This window comes from Chroococcidiopsis sp. SAG 2025 (assembly GCF_032860985.1).
Taxonomy (GTDB): Bacteria; Cyanobacteriota; Cyanobacteriia; order Cyanobacteriales; family Chroococcidiopsidaceae; genus Chroococcidiopsis.
Window position 1 is genome coordinate 248,401 of record NZ_JAOCNC010000003.1, and the last position, 18,617, is coordinate 267,017.

Consider the following 18,617-nt stretch of genomic DNA (forward strand, 5'->3'; position numbering starts at 1 on the left):
TACATCTGCATCAAGCACGGAACCTTGCAATTTATTTGCGTGAGTTCATTGATTGCATAACTGTTTGCTATAAATTCAATATAGGCGATCGCCTTCAAGCTGTCGTCTATAGCAAGTTAAAATTTTTACAGTATATATTGATAGAGCAACCATGCCATCGTGGAGTAGAAGGCTGGTTATAACTCAAGTTAGAATCCGATTTCAATCGAAAGTACACCCTATAAATTAACAATGCCGCGTTTAACGGCAACAATCACAGCTTGGGTGCGATCGCTCACATCTAACTTATTCAAAATCCGATTCACATGAGATTTAACCGTGCCTTCACCGATAATCAAAGCAGCCGCAATCTCGGCATTACTCATCCCCTGTGCCATTGAACGGAGTACCGCCAGTTCTCTTTCACTCAATTCTGGATTGCTCATTCGCTGTACCAACTTTGCTCCCACATCAGGCGGAATATACTGCTGACCCCGATGAACGGTACGAATGGCATTCAGCAGCTCGTCAGGTTCAGTTTCTTTCAACAGGTATCCTTTTGCTCCTGCCTGCAATCCCCGATAGATATCTTCGTCACTATCATACGTTGTCAGGACAATAATCCGAGCCGATTTAGATTGGGCGCGAATGGCAGTAATCGCTTCAACTCCATCAACTTCAGGCATTCGCAGATCCATCAGCGTCACATCTGGTTGGTGTTGGCGAAATAAGGCGATCGCCTGGAACCCATTTTCGGCTTGCGCGATCGCACTCATATCTGGGTCACGACTAATAATCGTGGCTAATCCTTGCCGAAAAATGGCATGATCGTCTGCAATCAGAACCCGAATTGTAGTAGCTCGACTCATCGTGATGCTCACTCCCGACTGACGGTGACAATAATCTCTGTTCCTCGCCCAGGTTGACTCCCAATCGTCAGTTGTGCGCCGATGCGCTCTGCCCGTTCGCTCATGCCTAATAAGCCAAAACCATCAGAGGATTGAATACTCCCAACTCCAAAGCCCTGTCCATTGTCTTTCACACGCAAGCAAACTCGATCGCGATCGTAGATTAGCTCCACTCGAATTTCATCAGCATTGGCGTGTCTAATCGCATTGGTTAAGGCTTCCTGCCCCATCCGCAGTAGGTTACTCTCGACTTCAGTGGGTAGAGCATACACTGCACCCTCGATCTCATAGTACAAGGTAGTATCCGTTGCGGCAGCCCTGGTTTGAGCAATGAGACGATGGAGAGCGCTCTGTAAACTGCCCGACTCCAAAAGCTGAGGACGGAGTGCAACGACCGATCGCCGCGCTTCAACCAGTCCAGTTCGTGCTAATTCTTTAATCAGGTCTAGATGTGCCCCAGTTGCTTCTAAATCGTCTGTTAGCACCTGGTTTGCAGCTCCCACCTGAGCCAGAATGCCTGTAAACGCCTGAGCGAGTGTGTCGTGAATCTCGCGTGCCATGCGGTTACGTTCTGACAAAATCGAGGCTACTTCTGCTTGCTTTTGCAGCGTAATATCTCGTGCCAGCCAAATCACCTGCTCGTGCTGAATCGGGGCAATGCGAGCCGAAAACCAGATTTCTCGTCCAGCGATCCATTGACTGTATTCAACGGTGAGGACTTGTTGAGTTCTCACCGCCTGCTGAATGTAATGCAGAAATTCATCAGCTTGTTCTTTAGCATAAAGTTGATGCACTGTTTTGCCAGTATACTCCTCTCCATAGGACGGATTTCCTTGAATTGCACAAATCAATTGCCCTTGGGCAGTGAAGATACACAGCGGATCGGGAATGGCTGAAAAGAGCGCTCGCAGTTCTGCTTCAGAGGCTTGCAATGCTGCTTCTGCTTGCTTGCGGTCGCTAATGTCCGCAATCACGCCTTCCACACATTCATCGGCAACACTCGGACGAGCCGAGTAAAGTGCCCAAAACAATGTGCCATCCCGTCTTCGCAACTGCACTTCAAAGTTCTGCAATTGACCATCGCGGTTGAGTAATTCAATCGCTGAGGAGCGATCGCGGGGACTTACATAACAGTCAACACCATGCAGAATCCCAATCACCTCTTCCGGTGAATCGAAGCCAAATAGATTCGCAAAGCATTGATTCGCATCGAGAATTAATCCATCCGAGAGGCAAGCGCGGAAGATACCGACCTGTGAGTTTTCAAAAATGTTGCGAAACTTGGCTTCACTGCGCTGCAATGTGGCTTCAGTTTGTCTGCGCTCAGCGATCTCTTGCTGTAAGGCTTGGGTTCGCTCTTCTACTTTCCTTTCCAGGGTTTCGGCATAGTTTTCTAACTGCTGATACAGTCGAGCATTTTCTAGTGAAATTGCTGCCTGAGCAATCAATAGGTTGAGAACTTGTAAGCGATTGCTGGTAAACACTCCGGTACTGAGATTGTTTTCCAAATAAAGGATACCAATCAGTTGACTTTGCTTGAGAATTGGCATACAAAGGAGCGATCGCGTCTGTTGATTTTGAATGTAAGGATCAGTCAAAAAAGACGATTTGTTGACTGCATCATCAAACACCACAGTTTCTTGAATGCGCTCTACCGTGTGAATGACGGAGATAGGAATCGTTGCACAACCAGCAACAGCAATCTTTTCCAGGTCGCACTGTCTACTCCCACTGCATTGAGCCACCACAGTGAGTCGATCGTCTTCTAGGAGCACCAGAGCGCCTGTTTCGGCTCCGGCATTTTCTATCACCACTTGCATCAACGTGGCAATCAATTGATCGAGATGGATTATTTCTGAAAGGGCTTGAGCCGCTTTCATCACCGCAGCCAGATCGATCGCCGCAGTTGGATGACAGATCGTTTCATCGGTCACGATTGGATTCGATTGCCGAACCAGGTTGGTGTTGAGCAGTTGTGGATAGCGTTTTTCTAAATCTTTAACTTTAGCTATTGCGCCCCAGCGATCGTAGCAATAGTGCGCCTCTTTCATGTAAGTCTGGGCAATCTTTTCTCGACCTCGCGCCAGATAATGTTTAGCTGCTAATTCATAAGCTAATGCTTCTTCCTGAATAAACTCATGTTCAGCAGCACCTGCGATCGCTTGTTCATAAAACTCTTCAGCCTCAAGAAATTGCCCTAAGACTCGCGCTTTCTCTGCCTTGACTAAATGGTATTTGTGCAAAAAATTCATTGGGGCGTGTTCTGCCCATTTTTGCATCTTTTCTTGGTTGGCATTAACGCGATTCAACCAGGGTGCTTTTTCAGAGCTTGAAGCATTTGCCCACAAGCTCAGAACGATTAGGGAGTCATAGAAATGAAATAGAGCTACAGAGAATAATGATGTGGCTGCGCTTAAATACGGTTCTGCCAAAGTAGCCGTTTTTGCAGCTTGCTCATACTCCCCGAACAGGTAGCATAAAATCAGCTTATTTGAGTAAAAGAAGTGAAGGCCAGTTCCATCCTTGGCCGCGATCGCCAATGACAGTGCTTGCTCTTCGTCATAGATACAACCCACTAAGCGACTTGGGTTTTCAGATTGACCTCGCAGGTTAATGATTGTTTGTTGCAACATTGCCAGGTAGGTGGCAGGAATCTCTCGTCTAATTTGATGGGTGGCTTTACGATAAATCGCTGTTTGTTGTTCCAGTTCTGTCAGTTCGTGTCCTGCAAAAAAGGAGTTATAACATACGTTTAATGCACAATAACCCGCAGATTCAAACTCTCCACTTTCTATACTGCTTTGATAACCCTCAGCTAAACCAGGGAAGGTTTCTTTAAGGTGGTCTTTCCAGGGAATGATATGGATACTCACCATCATCAATGCTTTGCAATTACCTCTCTTGTTATTCGATCGTTTCGCTAAATTTAAGGATAATTTGCCAAATCGATAGCCCAGTTCAAAGTCTTGTTCAACGCCACATAGGATCATGCCATAGCCAACATAACCAAGCAGCGACCAGATAGCGTTTCCATGGGCGATCGATAAATTCACTATCTTGCATATAATCAGCACCATCAGAGCGGGTGCCGAAATAAAAGCCGGACTATATATGCCTACTAAAATGTAGATTGCTGCCAGTGGCACAGGTTCAGTCATCTCTGGCAGATCGATCAAATCTTCGATTTCCCGCCCAGCCAATCGTGAAGCGGTTTCCTCTAATCCTGCTTGAACATCTAACTGACTTGGAGCTTCCACTAAACTAATTCCTAAGCGTTGCAGCACTTCCAAGCCAGTTTTAAGGGCTTCTTTAGGTTCTCCCCACGACATCCATGCTTGAATCCTGCTATCGTAAACTTTCACGGTGTCTAGCACTGTCTTCGCACGGTTGAGCACTGCTTCTGCAAGCCGCTCCATTTCGTCAAAGTGACCACTGAGGTATGCTGCCTCTGCTGCCTCTGAATGCAACACCAAAGTTAGGTCATACTCACGCTGCCAACTTTCCACATCAAGGAGTTTAAGTCCTGTATTGAAATACTTGAAAGCTGCTTCATAAGCCGTCGCTGCTAGCGCTTTCTGACCTGCTTGCAAATTCAGTTTGGCAATCTCATGCCGTTCAGATTGCTCAATGATTAACTCGGTTCCAAAATTCAAATGGTCAACAATTTCAAACAACCGCTCTGCTCGCTGCTCTGGCGATGTCTTTTCAAGCAAATTGCGACCGATTTGCAGATGAACCACTTGTTTGTGCGACTCATCAATTAAGGCGTAGGCTGCTTGCTGCACGCGATCGTGCAAAAACTTGTAGTCTTGAACTAACAAGTTTTCGTCTAATTCAGATAGAGGTTGAATTAATCCAGCATGTATTGCAGCTAGTAAATCTAGAGAAATTGCTGGCGGCGATTTTTCACAAGCGATCGCCAAAGTTTCTAAATTAAATTCAGAGCCAACGCAAGCGGCTAAGCTGAGAATTTGCCGTGTTTCTTCTGGCAGTTTCTTCAGTTTGAGTAGCAGCAACTCTACCACATTGTTAGTGATGTCTTGAGCTTCAATCTGGGCAATATCCCACTGCCAGCATAAGCGATCGGCATCAAATGTCAATAGATTTTCGCTATACAGCATTCGCAAAAATTCACATGAGAAGAAAGGGTTGCCCTCGGTTTTACGTGACACTAATTGGGTAAGGGAACGAACGGTGTCAATATTGCAATGTAGCGTCTCGGCAATTAATTGACTCAACGGTTCTAGCGTTAAGGGTGTCAGGATTATTTCCTGAAGCACTGCTCCTTGTTTTCTGAGTTTCTCCAGCATTAATACTAGTGGATGCGTTGGAATGACTTCATTATCTCGGTAGGCTCCAATCAAAAATAGATATTGGGCTTGCTCGTCGAGTAAGATTAACTCGATTAACTTCAGCGTCGCGGAGTCGATCCACTGTAGATCGTCTAAAAAGATAACCAGGGGATGTTCTTTTGAACAAAACACCCGCACAAAATTTTGAAAGATTCGATTGAAGCGATTTTGAGCTTGGGTTGCTCCAACTTCTGGTACGGGTGGCTGCTTGCCAATAATTAACTCAATTTCAGGGATAACATCAACGATCATCTGCCCGTTGCTTCCCAAAGCTGCGAGCAGACGCGATCGCCACTGTTGCACTTGCTCGTCTGGTTCCCCCAATAATTGCTGTACCAATTTTTTTAGAGCATCAACAATCGCACTATAGGGAATATTACGCCCAAATTGGTCAAACTTACCCCAGATAAAATAGCCGTGCTTTGCCGTAATGGGTTTGTAGAGTTCTTGCACCAATACTGATTTGCCTACTCCCGCGTAACCAGAAACCAACATCATTTCGACATTGAATTGTGGAGAATTTGCTTCATTTCCCCTTGCGGCTACTCTGTCAAACGCCGCTAATAACGCTTTAATCTGGGCTTCTCGTCCATACAGTTTTTGGGGAATGTGAAACTGCTCCGAAATATCTTGAAGACCTAATTGAATGCAATCGATTTGACCGATGAGGGCAAATTGGCGATCGCAGATTTCTAAATCTGCCTTAATTCCCCAAGCACTCCCATAGCGGTCTTCCGCATTTTTCGCCATCAATTTCATGATGATGTCTGAAACTGCTTTGGGGATCGCTGCATTCAATTCGTAAAGCGGAACGGGTGATTTGGCAATATGGCAATGAACTAGCTCTAGTATGTCCGCTGTCGGGAACGGTAGCTGTCCAGTTAAAAGTTCGTAGAATGTCACACCAAGCGAGTAAAAATCGGTGCGGTAGTCGAGCATCCGGTTCATGCGTCCGGTTTGCTCTGGAGATAAGTAGGCAAGGGTTCCTTCCAGAAGATGGAGACTTTTAAACGTTGGATTGGTGCGGCTGAAGCGGGTGGCAATCCCAAAATCAATGATTTTAACCACGCCTGTATTGGGATTCAGGACGATGTTGCTAGGATTGATATCTTTATGAATCACATGAGCGGCATGGATTTTGCCTAGAATCTCTGTAATGTCAATGGCTAATCGAAAGAAATTGGATAAGGGCATGGGGCAGAATCCTTCTGGACGCTGCCGCATCCATCTTTCGATAGATTCTCCCCCGAAATCTTCTAAGAGAATAGCGAGCGTGCGTTGATAGTTTTGTTGGCTGTATGCCTTGACAACTCCTGGGAGATTCAGAGAGCGGGTAATTTCATACTCCTGTCTGTAGCGGGTTAATTCTTGAGGCGAGGGATAGTCTTGCTTGAGCAGTTTAACGACGATCGCCTGCCCGTCTTGCTCTCTGATGCCCCGATACACAACAGATGCCGCACTCTCATAGATTTTGCTATCGATGGCGACTCCAGGTAGGGCAATCATACAACTCTCTGCCGATGAGTGTCATCACTTGTATCATAAAGTATATTGTTCGTGTCGTTTGCCAAACTCCCAAAAATAGAACAATTGGGCAAATTTGTTTGCTGCTGGCTCTGCTCAACAGTTCAACCTCTATGATTTGGAGTGAGGCAGGATTCTGCACCGCTACATTTTCTCCAATGAGGGCACAATTCATGAAAACGGCGGTTCTTGGTCTAGAACACGCTGCTTATCGCGTTGAAACCGAGTAATAAAATCAACTTTTCGTTCAACTAATTGTAGCCAAAATCTAAAGTGATAAAATCCTCTGTCTAATAAAAGTGTGACATGCTTTGCAAGATATGTGAAATAAAATTGTATCTTCGATCGCGAAGGGTTTGAGATCTCAATTTAAATCGATTTCGACAATCGTAACAGGATTATTAGTACCAAACCTCAATACTATCCGCATTGTAGAATTCTTGCTGGTCTAGCCTAAATCCCCCCAACAACAATGCCATCCAAGTCTTAACCAATTGCGATCCAGATTCCGGTTGCTGTGGGGCTGGATATTGTACATTCTGTACCAACTCGACCATTGGTAGGTTTTGTACCTGTCTGCTGCTAAAATACTCGGCGATCGCCCTTACCCAAACAGAGATATCTTCCGCGTGTGCTACTAGTCCTGGATCTTCATCCAAGCGATCGGCTGCCATTTCATCCAATGCATTCAACACAGCTGCTTTATCTACCACACCTGCAACCGATTGAGAATTTGAGTGGGAGGAGCGCGGGTATAGTGGTGGTGGCTCTAGCAATGCATCTAAATCTAACGTCATTGTTTGACGCAGTAGTGGAGCCAGTATATCTTCGGTTAAAATCGGTTCGTCATCACATTCATGGGTTGCTTCCCAGCCATCTAGCAGGGATTGGGCGCGCTCGGCATGAATTTGGGCTATCTTCAAGATGGCTTCGGGAACGATCGCCAATTGTAATTGCTGTGGTAGAGGTGCGTTAGCGAAGCTTAACGAAGTTATCGCCACTGACAAATCCTGCCACAGTTGGTTCATGTTAGCAGCAAGTGGAGCGGCGGCGGCGGCTGACAAGTTATTCCATAAGTCAAGTTCCAGTTGGATCGCTTGCATGGTCAATTGGGTCTATTCGGACAATTTTGCTAGTTGTGCTTGCACCAAGGATCTCAGTTGCCGATTGGCATTTGCTTCTCCTTGAGTACGGCATTGTGCCAAAAATTGATAAAATACTTCTTTCTGTAACCAGTCGAATGTAGGGCTAGTCGATACTTCCCGATATTCTCCCGATTGAAGTTGGTAAATTCTCAGAGTTGCGCCATCGTAGCGCCAAAACTCTGATATCCCTGTAGGGATCGATTTAAATTGAGATCCGAATCTATATCGATCCCTATCTTCGATCGAGCTTGTGGCACTTAGCCTTTAATCGCTGCAATCTCGAACTGACAGTGCTTTTGGCAAATTAATTATTCTGCAAACCACTCGAATCAAGTGGCTGGAAATGCCTGACATTTCGTTCGATGTGAAATTGTTCTGCAGCAGCACGATCGCTTCTCCTATTGCCGGTTTCCTATACAGGGGCAGCGTTTATAGGTGTAATTCAACTAAATAAATCTAACAAACGTGACTTAACCCTATCGCTAACTCTATCTGTCCGTTTCCAAGACTATCCATAACTCTATCTTTTTCTATCTGGTTCAACGCCCTCTAGTGCAGAAATAAACCCTGCTGCCAAGATTCCTTGGTATTAACTGTGCATTCTACTGCCCAGAACGTAAAAACTTCTGCAAGTCTATGTCTTGCTTGGGCGTTTTGCTTTCCCTTCAGTTTGATAAATACAATGAGTATTAGAATCATAGAGGATTCCATCCGTGCATAAGAAAGGTGCTTTGGTTCCAGTATCGCGGATGAGTTGATAGATATCTTCATTGCCGGCAAAATACGGATGGCAGTAATGCTTCAGTTGGACATAGTTGAGCTGATAAAGCTGAGTCACCACGGTTCGCACCACCTCATTGCTCGCATCCGAGCAGGCTTGTAGTTGACCGATACTAAACGTTTGCAAAATCCTCATACTCGTCCAGATACGCTGGAGTGCAGTCCGAAAGCGGGGGGTATGTCGAACGGGTTTAGCCTTTTTAACCCCTGGCACTGGCGGTTTAGAGTTGAGGCGGTAGAATTTCAGTTCTGAATAGTAGGTAGGATGTACTTGAAATCGAGTCGGAGTGCGACTATCGCTTTCAACTGGAGAGGAATTGCCAAGGCGATGCAGGAATCCTGCACTTTCCAAGTGAGAGAGCAATAGGGCAGCTTCGATTTCATTTAGGTGGCTCCAAAAGGCGAGTTGGTTGCCATCATAAGTTGCAAGCCACACATCAAGCCAACACGGTTGTTGATAAAACTCGTCGGGCTGCTCGAAAGTTGCAGCGATCGCCGCGATCATGATTAGAACCTCTAGTAGAGGTTGGCGGAAATACGCCTACCGTTAAGCAGCCAGTGCCTTACCTTTATATGTCCACTGGAATGGTTTTGCCATCGTATGGTTGAAATAGGTAATGAATTCAAGGATACGCGCTTTCAAATCAGCTTGAGTGGTAAAACTGGCTCGCCTGAGTAGCTTCCGTACTAAGATACTGAACCAGATTTCAATCTGATTTAACCAGGAACAATGCTTGGGAGTGAAGTGAAACACAATTCGGTGGGTCGGATCACTCAAAAAAGCAGCGCGAGTGTGCATGGATTTGAGAATGCCCTGCTTGCCTTTAATCCCCAGGTCATCAGTGATTTGTTCAACTTGAGCGACAAACCGTACTAACGATTCTGATTGATGGATGTTTAAGCAGTCCATCACTAGGTGCCATTTGGAAGCATCGGCAGCCGTTGCCAGGGTTTGTTGGATATGGGTGAGATAGTCTGCCTCGGTGCGAGTCTCTCCAACGGTTGGATGAATCACTTGTCCACTGGCAACATCGAAACTAGCAATCAAGGTTTGGGTGCCGTGGCGAATGTACTCAAACTCCTGTCGTTCTCGCTTGCCTGGTCGCATCGGCAGGTTTTTGGCTTTCCGCTCCAGCGCTTGAATTCCGGTCATTTCGTCAATACTAATGGTTCGTTCTCCTGCCTTGGCTCGTTCTGAGGCACTCAAGTAGGTATCGCAGATGACGGTGACTTTGTCGTCGAACGCAGGGTCGGGGGGGGATTCAACCAGTAACCGGACTGATGTGGTTTGAGCGTCGCTTCCTCTAATAATCGTCCCACATGCCGAGGCGAGATCCGCTCTACAATTCCCTGTTTGACCAGTTCATCTGCCAGTTCTCTCGGTGTCCAATGACTGATGGGTCGCCCGTAGGTTTCTGGCTTGTCACAGGCTAAAGCAAACAATTGCAGCATTTGTTCCAGGCTAAATGTTGCAGGGGTTCCCGGACGTTCCGCATCCTGCAACCGTTCCTCTACAGGCAAATCTTTCTCGCTTAAGGTTAACCATCGTTCTCGCCATAACCTTGCCATGTCCCGACTGATATTCAGCCTGCTGGCAATCTCCCTGTGATTGTATCCCTCGTCTGCCAGCAGAATGATTTCGGCTCTCATGGCGATTTGTTGGGGGGTGCGATGTCGAGCTACTAATTGTTTGAGTTGTTGACGTGCGGTTTCATCTAACGTCAGAGGTTTAGGGGCTGATTTCGGCAAGGCGCTTGACTTATTCAGGAGAACCTATCAAGCATAGCCGAATTTACGCCAAGCTCTACTAGCGTGCTTGAATAAACCTCAGATATCGATTGTTCTCCATTCCACAGCACCGACTCCTTCAAAACCCAAGGATGAAAGATAGGCGGGTAGAACTTCTTCGATAAAATCGACGGATTGAGCCAGTAACCCTTGAATGTGATCGTTCTGCCAATCGAATTGACCGTAGTAGCCTGGTTCAGCCACGCGAGCTTCAATCTCGATCCAAGCCGGAATTTCACTTGGTAATTGCGTGCAGAAGAACACGCCTACCAGAGTTTGGCAGGCAGGCTCTCGACGTTTAATATTCATTGCGATCGTCAAGTTTGTGTAGTTGAGCCGCTCGATCGCAACCCAAAACCTCGCTCGCAGAGCGAACAGTTGTGTGTGAGCAATTAGCGCAACGGATAACCCAGATGCAAGCGAATCGGATCGCTCTACTCCTCCTGATAGTCTACTTGCCGCGTGAAAAAGAATGGGCGTTCCGCCCACTGTTTGGCATCGATCTCGTTCCACCGCTGCACTTTGGCAAATGCTTCGATGCGACTGAGTCCGACTGCGATCGAGCGAATACTACCTTTAGCAGCTTGGTGCAATCGTTCGAGCAGGTCAACTTGCACCTCGACTAAACACAGTTCCTTGGCTAACCGTTGGGTGTCTTCCAAGTCACAGGGCGAAAATTTAACCCACTGGGAGATCCGTCCTGCGACAATTTTGCGCTGAGCAATCTGTTTTTCCAGTTTCTGCGAACCAACCAGCCACACGGGAAGTTCGGCTCGATCGTGAATGTCGCGTGCTGCATCGATCATGCGCGGATTGTGCAACAAATAATCGGCTTCATCAATAAATAGCGGGCGTTGGCTCAGCTTCATTTGAGCGACGATCGCCTGCAACATTTGGGCTGGAAAGCGAGGGGGTGCGATGGATAATTCTGCTAGAATCGCCATTAGCATTGTGGTGGGCGACCATAATGAGACTGCCCGCACGTAAATGCCGTTCTCCCGATTCACCAGCCAAGCTGCTGCGGTGGTTTTACCAAAGCCAGTTGGAGCATAAATCAAGCCCATCCTAGGAATCCCTGGTTCGCGTCTTTGGGATTCTTGAAAGCCGCTCGATAAACTGACAATATTCTTCGTAGTGACAATCTTATATCGCATGGTTCTGATTTTCAAATGTTGTTGTGATGTTGTTGTGAATCAATTCGAGACGCATGACGATCGTTGTCCTTGCTCTAACCAGGTTTGAAAGTGCTGCTCTTCTGAAGCGTTGGTATACGCTCTCAGCACTCCTAATCCTTCAGGTTCTCTAATGTAGTGCAGGAGGCTTTGTTTGTCTTCCCATGACATCTCTTGTTGGGTTCGCCATTGGGCAAGAGCAGTTTCTAACAGAGAGCGGCAATCCACAATCGCAACGGGTGCGATCGCCTCACCTGTGAGCCAATCCCGAAATCGCTGTTCTTCTGATGGCGATATCGTCACAGCCGTGAGAAAACCTTGTCCTTCAGGTAAGGACAAATGCTGGATTAATTTCTCCAACTTACTCGGTTCCAGGGCAGGAAGAATTTGCTGTTGTTGCCAACAAGCGACTAACTCTTCCAGTTGTTGCTGGTGCGATCGCTGTTGCTCTTGCTGAATAGCTTGTTTTTCAGATTCTGCCTCCAATCGCTGTAGTTCGTGATGATAGGTTTCGAGGTCGATTGCTAGGGGGAGATCTTCTGAAGAGGAATCAGCTGCCGCGATTGCCTCGGTTATGGCTTGAATTGCAGGATAATCGTGAATTTGGGATTGAATGATTTGCAAGAGCGATTGAGCTGTCTGACCAATCGGCAGATACGGATCGCTTGCTAATTTGTGCAGCAAGGCTTTTCCTCGTTTGCGAATTTGGTTCACGGAGCGCAGCAGAACTTCATACAGATGTCTAGCTTGATTTGCGATCGCCGCGAGATCGATATCTTCTGCTTGTCGCCACACAGCTTGGCAGATAAATTCAGTTAACTCGGCACTGTTGTAGACATAGACAGTGCGAGGCTCGTTTGGATCGAAGCAAACATAGACGTATCTACCAATCCAGGTTGATAGTTTTGCGGCAACATAGAGCCGACCTCTTACCGAAATGCCCTGTCGCCCCACTTTTCGCATTGCCGATTTCCCAGGTGCTGCCATCATCAGGAAGTCGAGTTCACGCGGATTTTGAATTGTGCGCTGTATCCAACCTTGACCCGTTGCTTCTGACAGCACTTCGAGCGGAGATTTACCTTCCAATCCAATGCCGGGTCGTCCATGCGATCGCTGCTCATATTTGACGCACCAGAGATCGCACCATTGCTGAAATTCGTCGATCGACATTGCTAGTTCAATCGCAGGACGATTCTCTGACGATCGTAAGGTTTGGCGATCGCTGACATTGTGACCCAAGAAGAAAGGATTTTTGACTAAATCACGATGCTGAAAGGTGCGATTGAAGCGTTCGACAAACGGCTTTTGTTCGGGATGTCCGGGTAAGCAGCGTAAATCCTCGGTATCAACTCCCAAATTTGCAAGAAAGCGTTGAACGCGACGACTGAGATATTCTTTGCCACGATCCGTGCGAATTTGTTCGGGAACGCCCCACTTCAGAATGGCAGCCGCAATTATCAAGCAAACGGCTTCCGCATTGGAATGTTGGGTGACGTACAACATCACACGGCGAGTGAAGACATCAACGCAAGCAATGACAAAGGCGCGAGTCAGTTGCACCGTTTCAGCCACTTCCGTCTTACAATTGATGTCCACTCGCATCGAGTCAATCTCCCAGACATGATTCGGGTAGAACACCGATTGCGATCTCGATCCAAAGGCTGGACTAACTAATCCTTTGGCGCGATCTGGAGTCAGATACAATGCCCACTCCTGTGGATGTTGTAAGCGAAATCGCCGTAACCAATCGCGCAATTGACCGAGTGAAACCCGATCGGGTTCCAACCCAAATTCAAGCTGCAAGATTTCATAGATTTGGCTTGCGCCCCAATGTTTTCCGCCTGTGGTGAGGCAAGTTTTAATTGCAGCTTGAAGATCGAAGTCTGCATCAATTTTGCCTGTGCCGCGACGATGACCATACTTGCCGCCGAGGGCTGTGATTCGATCGGCAGTCTGACGTAATTTTTGCTTGGCTTTCAGCGAACTGCGGGAGAGTTTGGGCAGAATCGCATAAACCCAATTAGGTAATTCTAATTGTCGTTGATTGTAAGCATCAACGAATGCAACATCTCGTTCCAAATGGGTTTTGAAATGGGCATGGTCGATCTCAGTCTCATACAGTCTCAGAATTGCCAACCAAGCATCGGTGCGATCGTTGATTGTTGGTTTCAGTTGTGGTCTTAATTCACGGCGAGGTGATTGGGCTGTTGCGATCGAGCGATCTGTTATCGTTGGAGGCAGTGCGGTTTGAGCTATCTTCCCTCGATCGTTGCTTTCGTTCAACGCAGTTTGAGCGATCGCAGGCAGACTGTAATGAGCATACTCGTTGCCGCCCCCGCGTCCTTGACGTGGGCGTGATTTCCAGCCTTCGAGTTTGGCTTTGCGCGTGACATTATGGGAAGCAGCAGGCATTCCAGGAAGCCCGGACAATTCAGAAGCGGAATACCAGCGTTGTGCATCAGTTCGATGGCGATCGCTAAGCATACTCATATCAACATTGAAGTGCGATCGATTCGATCGTGACAACGATCGAATCAGCCGTCGAATCCGCAGCAGTAGGCAAAGCAAAATGGGCTGAAACAAAAGTAAGTAGACTGAGGAGTAATACCGATCGTCTGATTCGTGTTTTCACAATTTTCTCCTATTTGAGTGTTTGTGTGTATCACGCTTTAGTGCTGTGGGTTGCTTCAGATAGAATGGGCATCGCTGCCTAGCAGTGTGGGCAAAACCAGTAGACTTGATGGTGCCGAAAGTGCCGCAATAGCGGGTAAGAACGGCAAGGACATTTGTGCATTAGAACCCGATTGAGTATAGAGAACTGAAAAATGAAGACATCGATCAAGTCGGGTAGATGAATCCTCCTACCAATCTCTGTCACCGTGATGTAGAAAGATTGAATTCACGGGATTTTGGAATGCGTGGGGAAGCGGTTGTAAACTTTGCATTTGCCGCTTAGTCAGTGCCTCTCGCATTGAATTCGATGCAATGCCATCCACTGGAAGTCGCTGTAGAACAAACTTGACAACCGCGATCGTCGTTGCGTCATACAGGAGGCGCTCCAGAAGAATATCAGTATGATTGGCTTGCTTGAGGTCGCCGATCGAGGTTTGCATCACTCTTTGATAGCGGTTTTCAATTGGGTGAAATATATGCCAGGTAGGGGCGCACAGCTGTGCGCCCCTACAAATGTCATCCACACAATCGAGAATTGCTATGAATTGCGGTCAGGGTCATTGAGTCCAGCATTCCATTGACTTCAAGCTAACGATCGAGTTGGAACTTCTGGATTGCCTGTACAAGTTGTGAATTCGTTAACGGGCTATCATTGAGTGATAACGGAAAGGTTGCATCAGCCATTTCATCTTGGTTCGTGTATCCCAACCCATTCAGGATGCTACGCAGTTGTGCATTGGTGTAAGTCATCATTCCCGTGAGTTCATCTCTTGAAATCAAAGATTTTTTTGAAATCATTACGGAAATACAATCTTAGGAACTGCTGCATGTCCAAGATAGAGATAGGCAGCCGATCGCAATACAATTTCAGAGTAAAGAATCTTCTGAATCTCCAAGCTGGGGACTCGCTTTGCGGTGAAGTGATAAGCCGCGATTTCTCCTTCTAAGCTGAAATCTGTGTCGCTTAAGTAGTGGTCGTAGTCGTGCATTCCTTGAAAAATAAAGCCATAGATTGGATTAGGATAAATTGTAGAATCATAGCTATCGGCAGCGACCCAAAGTTGTCCTCGCTCAATATCCGCAAACATCTCTTTGGCATCTGCGTAACGCATATAGCTTGAGAACTGTAGATTCAGCGGCAATTGCTGGAATTCCGTCATTAACCAATCACAGAGTTGCGCGATCGCTTCATCAGAAATTTCGGCTGGCTTGCCTTCTAGATAGAGCTTGGCAAGCGTTTCAACTTGAGTAGTTGGTTTTGTAGCTGTGAGCGTCATTTCTTTACCCTCCGCTCGAATTACTATTACTTTGACAAATGCGACCGCGTTTAGTCACTGAAATCAATTTGTGTCATTTGTGCTAGTTGCAACCACTTTTACTAAAGTATGAGGACTTTTGAAAGTGAGTCGCGCATCCGGTTGCTGAAGTGCCACCATCGTTTTTACGTGTTCACATTCATCATCACGAATGTTGACAAATACGTCATAGAGAGTATCGACATGAGGATGGCGAAAGGTGGAACCGAGTGTCGTCTGAACTTCTTCAAACATATAAAGATCGCCATCTCGGTAGTAGTCGATTGCAACTTGGGGAGCAGGTTGCGCTTTCAGTTTTGCTCCATGTTCGTTCAAGTAGCCATTGTAGGTGTGATAAGCATGATTCTCGATCAGTTCCATCAAGTAATAGGCATACTTAGGTAACGCCATGTAGAGCGGCACGACAATCCAATAGTATGCAACTGCAATGTGTTCCGCAACAAAGCGATCGATCCACAGTCGATTGCCGCCGAGCGATTCCATGATTAATAGATGATGCAGTTCGTTCCAGGTTTGGGCAAAGTGAACTTTCAACCAGTCTGCTTTGCGCCAGTAACCCAGCGTTTCGTACAAATGCAGCACAGATAGATAGGAAAAGTAAGGGACACGCGCGATCGTTTCTAGCACATAAAACCGAGCATAGGAACGATTGCCATACACAACATCAACAACGAAAACGAAAAAACTTACGATCGCTCGAATTAAAACTTTCATCTTGTTTTCCTCCAAATCAATCAAACGAGTTGATGTCCTCCATCCACATGCAAGACAGTTCCTGTAATGAAGCTATTCTGCATCAGATAAAGCGCTGCATTTGCCATATCTGCTGGTGACCCAATTCTGCCAACGGGAAGTTGTTCGCTCACGGTTGCAAGAAACGCTTTCCGCTGTTCTTCCGGCACACCTTGCCACATGGGAGTTTCAACAACGCCAGGTGCGATGACATTGACGCGAATGGGTGCAAGCTCGACTGCGAGTGAGCGACAAAAAGCAGCCAGTGCGCCATCAACCGCCGCAATCAACGCAGTATGAGGAACGGGTTTCCAGGCTGAAAAACCCGAAAAGAAAGTGATTGAACCCGTCCTGCTCAAGCGAGGCGCAGCGTGTTTGACCGCGTAGAATGGTCCGAGAATCTTGCTGGTGACAACTCTTTGAGCATCAGCACCACAGAGTTGCTCGATCGGTGCAAACGTCAAGTCGGCAGCCGTCGTGACTAAATGATCTACACTTCCAACTTGGGCAAACAGCGATTTGATTGCCTGTTCGTCGCCAATGTCGGCAACGATCGCTTGTGCTCCCTGTCCGATTCCGATCGCGGCTCGTTCTAGCCTATCTTGCTTTCGTGCGGCTAATGTTACTTTTGCGCCTGCTTCAGCCGCCGCTTTTGCTGTGGCAAGTCCCATTCCAGAACTTGCTCCAATAATGACAACCTGTCGATCTTGAAGTAGCATCATTCCCTCCAAAGCGATAATTGAAGATTGTCCTAAGCAACTTGCAAAACAATCTTTTAATGTATACGCCACGATTGCGCGACGATCGAATTACTCCACAGCAGAGCTTGCTGCTTCAAGAATCAAATTGGCAACCTCTCTGGAACGAGAGATATAGGACACGTGGCTTGCTTCAATCTCAGTTATTTTGGCACCGATTCGGCTTGCCATGAATCGCTGAAGCTCAGGGTTAATGGCTCGGTCTTCCTGAGCTAAGAGATACCATGAGGGAATGGTCTGCCAAGCTGCGCTTTCCACCGATTGCTCAAACGTGATGCTAGCGGCAGGCTTTTGTGCCACTGCCAGCACCTGCGCTTCGGCTGTCGATACGTCATGAGCAAAGACCTCGTGAAACTTCTCGCGATCGATGTAAAGAAAGCCTCCTGCATCTGGGACAATTGCTGTGACAAGTGGAGGGGGCGGGTATTTGCCAATTAACTGGCTAATGCTGTCGCCTGGTGTTAATGCCCAACCCGCGATATAAACCAAGGCTTTCACTTGCGGGCTGCCAACCGCCGCGCCCGTGATTACGGCTCCACCGTAGGAGTGACCGACTGCAACAACAGGTTCCGGCTGGGCATCGATCGCCCGCTTGGTGATGGCAATATCATCTGGAAGAGAAATCAGCGGGTTTTGCACAGCGGTCACGTTATAGCCAGCCTGTATCAGAAGTGGGATAACATGCTGCCAGGATGTACCATCCGCCCAGCTACCATGAACCAGAACGATCGAAGGTTTGGTTTTGGACATAGAGATTACTCCTTAAGTTGATTGCTAATCTACGGAACCCGAAAAGCCTGGTTTTTGATGATTGGCGATCGATGGATTGAATGCAACTTCAAGCATTAATGAATTGTTGATTTGATCCAAAAGTTTTTGACATTAACATGACTCACAAATCCTTATTGCTGATTGATAGAAATACACGTTGAAGCCATCAGCAAGAGAATCTAGTTATAGCGGCTTCTGTCGGCGTTCAAGCTCCTAAAAAGGCGATCGCTTTCGATTCAATGGCTTTGCTGTCTGCAATGGATTTACTACGTTTTTGTAGCAGCGGAGGGTAAGGTTCCAGGTGGTCCCAAAATCTCGTCGCCAATCTCAGCAGAAACGCGATCGAACAGCGCCATATCCGGTTTTTCTGTCTGATTCTGCGTTCCCACTGCGGCAATCAATCGAGCAAAGGCACTGGGCGCAGCAACAACCAACCCATGAGCGGGTCGATCGCCAACTACGGCGACGACGTGAGGTGTACCAACCGAAATCAGGAAGCTTTCACCAGTGTTGAGTACCAGCTTGTTCTCACCTGCCCAGACCGTGAACTCTCCTTCCAGCACGTATAGCTGTTCAGAATAGCGTGTGTGGCGATGGAGAGGAGTCTGTGAGCCAGGTGGAAAGTAGCCTTCGAGCAGATCGTATTTACCTTCGGTCGTAGTGCGATCGGCAAGGATAGTCAGGTAAGAACCAAAAAACCAAAAAGATTGTGTCATGAA

General features: G+C 47.1%; 17 protein-coding genes. All 17 read right to left on the bottom strand.

All coding sequences use genetic code 11. From position 1 onward, the window contains the following. Positions 1 to 218 precede the first annotated feature (218 nt). Positions 219 to 848, bottom strand: a complete 630-nt coding sequence (locus N4J56_RS36120) for a response regulator (RefSeq protein ID WP_039710300.1) — start codon at positions 846 to 848, stop codon at positions 219 to 221. Between the two features lie 8 nt (positions 849 to 856). Continuing rightward, positions 857 to 6,745 (bottom strand): AAA family ATPase, encoded by a 5,889-nt coding sequence (locus tag N4J56_RS36125; protein WP_317111633.1) that lies wholly within the window; start codon positions 6,743 to 6,745, stop codon positions 857 to 859. A gap of 419 nt (positions 6,746 to 7,164) precedes the next feature. Next, positions 7,165 to 7,866, bottom strand: a complete 702-nt coding sequence (locus tag N4J56_RS36130; protein ID WP_317111634.1) for a hypothetical protein — start codon at positions 7,864 to 7,866, stop codon at positions 7,165 to 7,167. 676 nt (positions 7,867 to 8,542) lie between these two features. Next, positions 8,543 to 9,193, bottom strand: a complete 651-nt coding sequence (locus N4J56_RS36135) for a hypothetical protein (RefSeq protein ID WP_317111635.1) — start codon at positions 9,191 to 9,193, stop codon at positions 8,543 to 8,545. A gap of 42 nt (positions 9,194 to 9,235) precedes the next feature. Continuing rightward, on the bottom strand, positions 9,236 to 9,841 hold the full coding sequence (locus tag N4J56_RS36140) for an IS630 family transposase (RefSeq protein ID WP_410500594.1): 606 nt from the start codon (positions 9,839 to 9,841) through the stop codon (positions 9,236 to 9,238). Between the two features lie 50 nt (positions 9,842 to 9,891). Next, complete coding sequence (locus tag N4J56_RS36145; RefSeq protein WP_317109060.1) at positions 9,892 to 10,437, bottom strand: helix-turn-helix domain-containing protein; 546 nt, start codon at positions 10,435 to 10,437, stop codon at positions 9,892 to 9,894. 78 nt (positions 10,438 to 10,515) lie between these two features. Further along, positions 10,516 to 10,965, bottom strand: coding sequence for a hypothetical protein (locus N4J56_RS36150; protein WP_317111765.1), 450 nt, complete (start codon positions 10,963 to 10,965; stop codon positions 10,516 to 10,518). Beyond that, a complete protein-coding gene (locus tag N4J56_RS36155; RefSeq protein ID WP_039710306.1) occupies positions 10,911 to 11,630 on the bottom strand; it encodes an AAA family ATPase in 720 nt (239 codons plus the stop codon). The genes N4J56_RS36150 and N4J56_RS36155 overlap by 55 nt, the downstream gene beginning before the upstream one ends. A gap of 39 nt (positions 11,631 to 11,669) precedes the next feature. Continuing rightward, positions 11,670 to 14,138: a Mu transposase C-terminal domain-containing protein gene (locus tag N4J56_RS36160; RefSeq protein WP_317111638.1), complete on the bottom strand. Its 2,469-nt coding sequence runs from the start codon at positions 14,136 to 14,138 to the stop codon at positions 11,670 to 11,672. 1 nt (position 14,139) lies between these two features. Next, positions 14,140 to 14,280 carry a hypothetical protein gene (locus tag N4J56_RS36165; protein WP_317111640.1) on the bottom strand — a complete coding sequence of 47 codons (141 nt, stop codon included), beginning with the start codon at positions 14,278 to 14,280 and terminating at the stop codon, positions 14,140 to 14,142. Between the two features lie 229 nt (positions 14,281 to 14,509). Continuing rightward, positions 14,510 to 14,845, bottom strand: a complete 336-nt coding sequence (locus N4J56_RS36170) for a hypothetical protein (protein ID WP_317111641.1) — start codon at positions 14,843 to 14,845, stop codon at positions 14,510 to 14,512. A 64-nt stretch (positions 14,846 to 14,909) separates the two neighbouring features. Next, complete coding sequence (locus N4J56_RS36175; RefSeq protein WP_146139747.1) at positions 14,910 to 15,101, bottom strand: hypothetical protein; 192 nt, start codon at positions 15,099 to 15,101, stop codon at positions 14,910 to 14,912. A 17-nt stretch (positions 15,102 to 15,118) separates the two neighbouring features. Next, entirely contained in the window at positions 15,119 to 15,598 is a 480-nt protein-coding gene (locus N4J56_RS36180; protein ID WP_039710310.1) for a hypothetical protein, read from the bottom strand. A 63-nt stretch (positions 15,599 to 15,661) separates the two neighbouring features. Next, positions 15,662 to 16,351 (bottom strand): alternative oxidase, encoded by a 690-nt coding sequence (locus N4J56_RS36185; RefSeq protein ID WP_106217140.1) that lies wholly within the window; start codon positions 16,349 to 16,351, stop codon positions 15,662 to 15,664. A 20-nt stretch (positions 16,352 to 16,371) separates the two neighbouring features. Beyond that, positions 16,372 to 17,091, bottom strand: coding sequence for an SDR family oxidoreductase (locus N4J56_RS36190; RefSeq protein ID WP_052289143.1), 720 nt, complete (start codon positions 17,089 to 17,091; stop codon positions 16,372 to 16,374). A gap of 87 nt (positions 17,092 to 17,178) precedes the next feature. After that, complete coding sequence (locus N4J56_RS36195) at positions 17,179 to 17,877, bottom strand: alpha/beta fold hydrolase (RefSeq protein WP_039710313.1); 699 nt, start codon at positions 17,875 to 17,877, stop codon at positions 17,179 to 17,181. Positions 17,878 to 18,164: 287 nt separating this feature from the next. Beyond that, positions 18,165 to 18,614: a cupin domain-containing protein gene (locus N4J56_RS36200; protein WP_039710314.1), complete on the bottom strand. Its 450-nt coding sequence runs from the start codon at positions 18,612 to 18,614 to the stop codon at positions 18,165 to 18,167. Between the last annotated feature and the right edge of the window lie 3 nt (positions 18,615 to 18,617).

Excerpts from the sequence above, each read along its gene's own strand:
- N4J56_RS36185 (WP_106217140.1), bottom strand. The coding sequence starts at position 16,351 with ATGAAAGTTTTAATTCGAGCGATCGTAAGTTTTTTCGTTTTCGTTGTT.
- N4J56_RS36200 (WP_039710314.1), bottom strand. The coding sequence starts at position 18,614 with ATGACACAATCTTTTTGGTTTTTTGGTTCTTACCTGACTATCCTTGCC.
- N4J56_RS36195 (WP_039710313.1), bottom strand. The coding sequence starts at position 17,877 with ATGTCCAAAACCAAACCTTCGATCGTTCTGGTTCATGGTAGCTGGGCG.
- N4J56_RS36120 (WP_039710300.1), bottom strand. The coding sequence starts at position 848 with ATGAGTCGAGCTACTACAATTCGGGTTCTGATTGCAGACGATCATGCC.
- N4J56_RS36140 (WP_410500594.1), bottom strand. The coding sequence starts at position 9,841 with ATGACCGGAATTCAAGCGCTGGAGCGGAAAGCCAAAAACCTGCCGATG.
- N4J56_RS36135 (WP_317111635.1), bottom strand. The coding sequence starts at position 9,193 with ATGATCGCGGCGATCGCTGCAACTTTCGAGCAGCCCGACGAGTTTTAT.
- N4J56_RS36160 (WP_317111638.1), bottom strand. The coding sequence starts at position 14,138 with ATGAGTATGCTTAGCGATCGCCATCGAACTGATGCACAACGCTGGTAT.
- N4J56_RS36180 (WP_039710310.1), bottom strand. The coding sequence starts at position 15,598 with ATGACGCTCACAGCTACAAAACCAACTACTCAAGTTGAAACGCTTGCC.
- N4J56_RS36125 (WP_317111633.1), bottom strand. The coding sequence starts at position 6,745 with ATGATTGCCCTACCTGGAGTCGCCATCGATAGCAAAATCTATGAGAGT.
- N4J56_RS36190 (WP_052289143.1), bottom strand. The coding sequence starts at position 17,091 with ATGATGCTACTTCAAGATCGACAGGTTGTCATTATTGGAGCAAGTTCT.
- N4J56_RS36155 (WP_039710306.1), bottom strand. The coding sequence starts at position 11,630 with ATGCGATATAAGATTGTCACTACGAAGAATATTGTCAGTTTATCGAGC.
- N4J56_RS36130 (WP_317111634.1), bottom strand. The coding sequence starts at position 7,866 with ATGCAAGCGATCCAACTGGAACTTGACTTATGGAATAACTTGTCAGCC.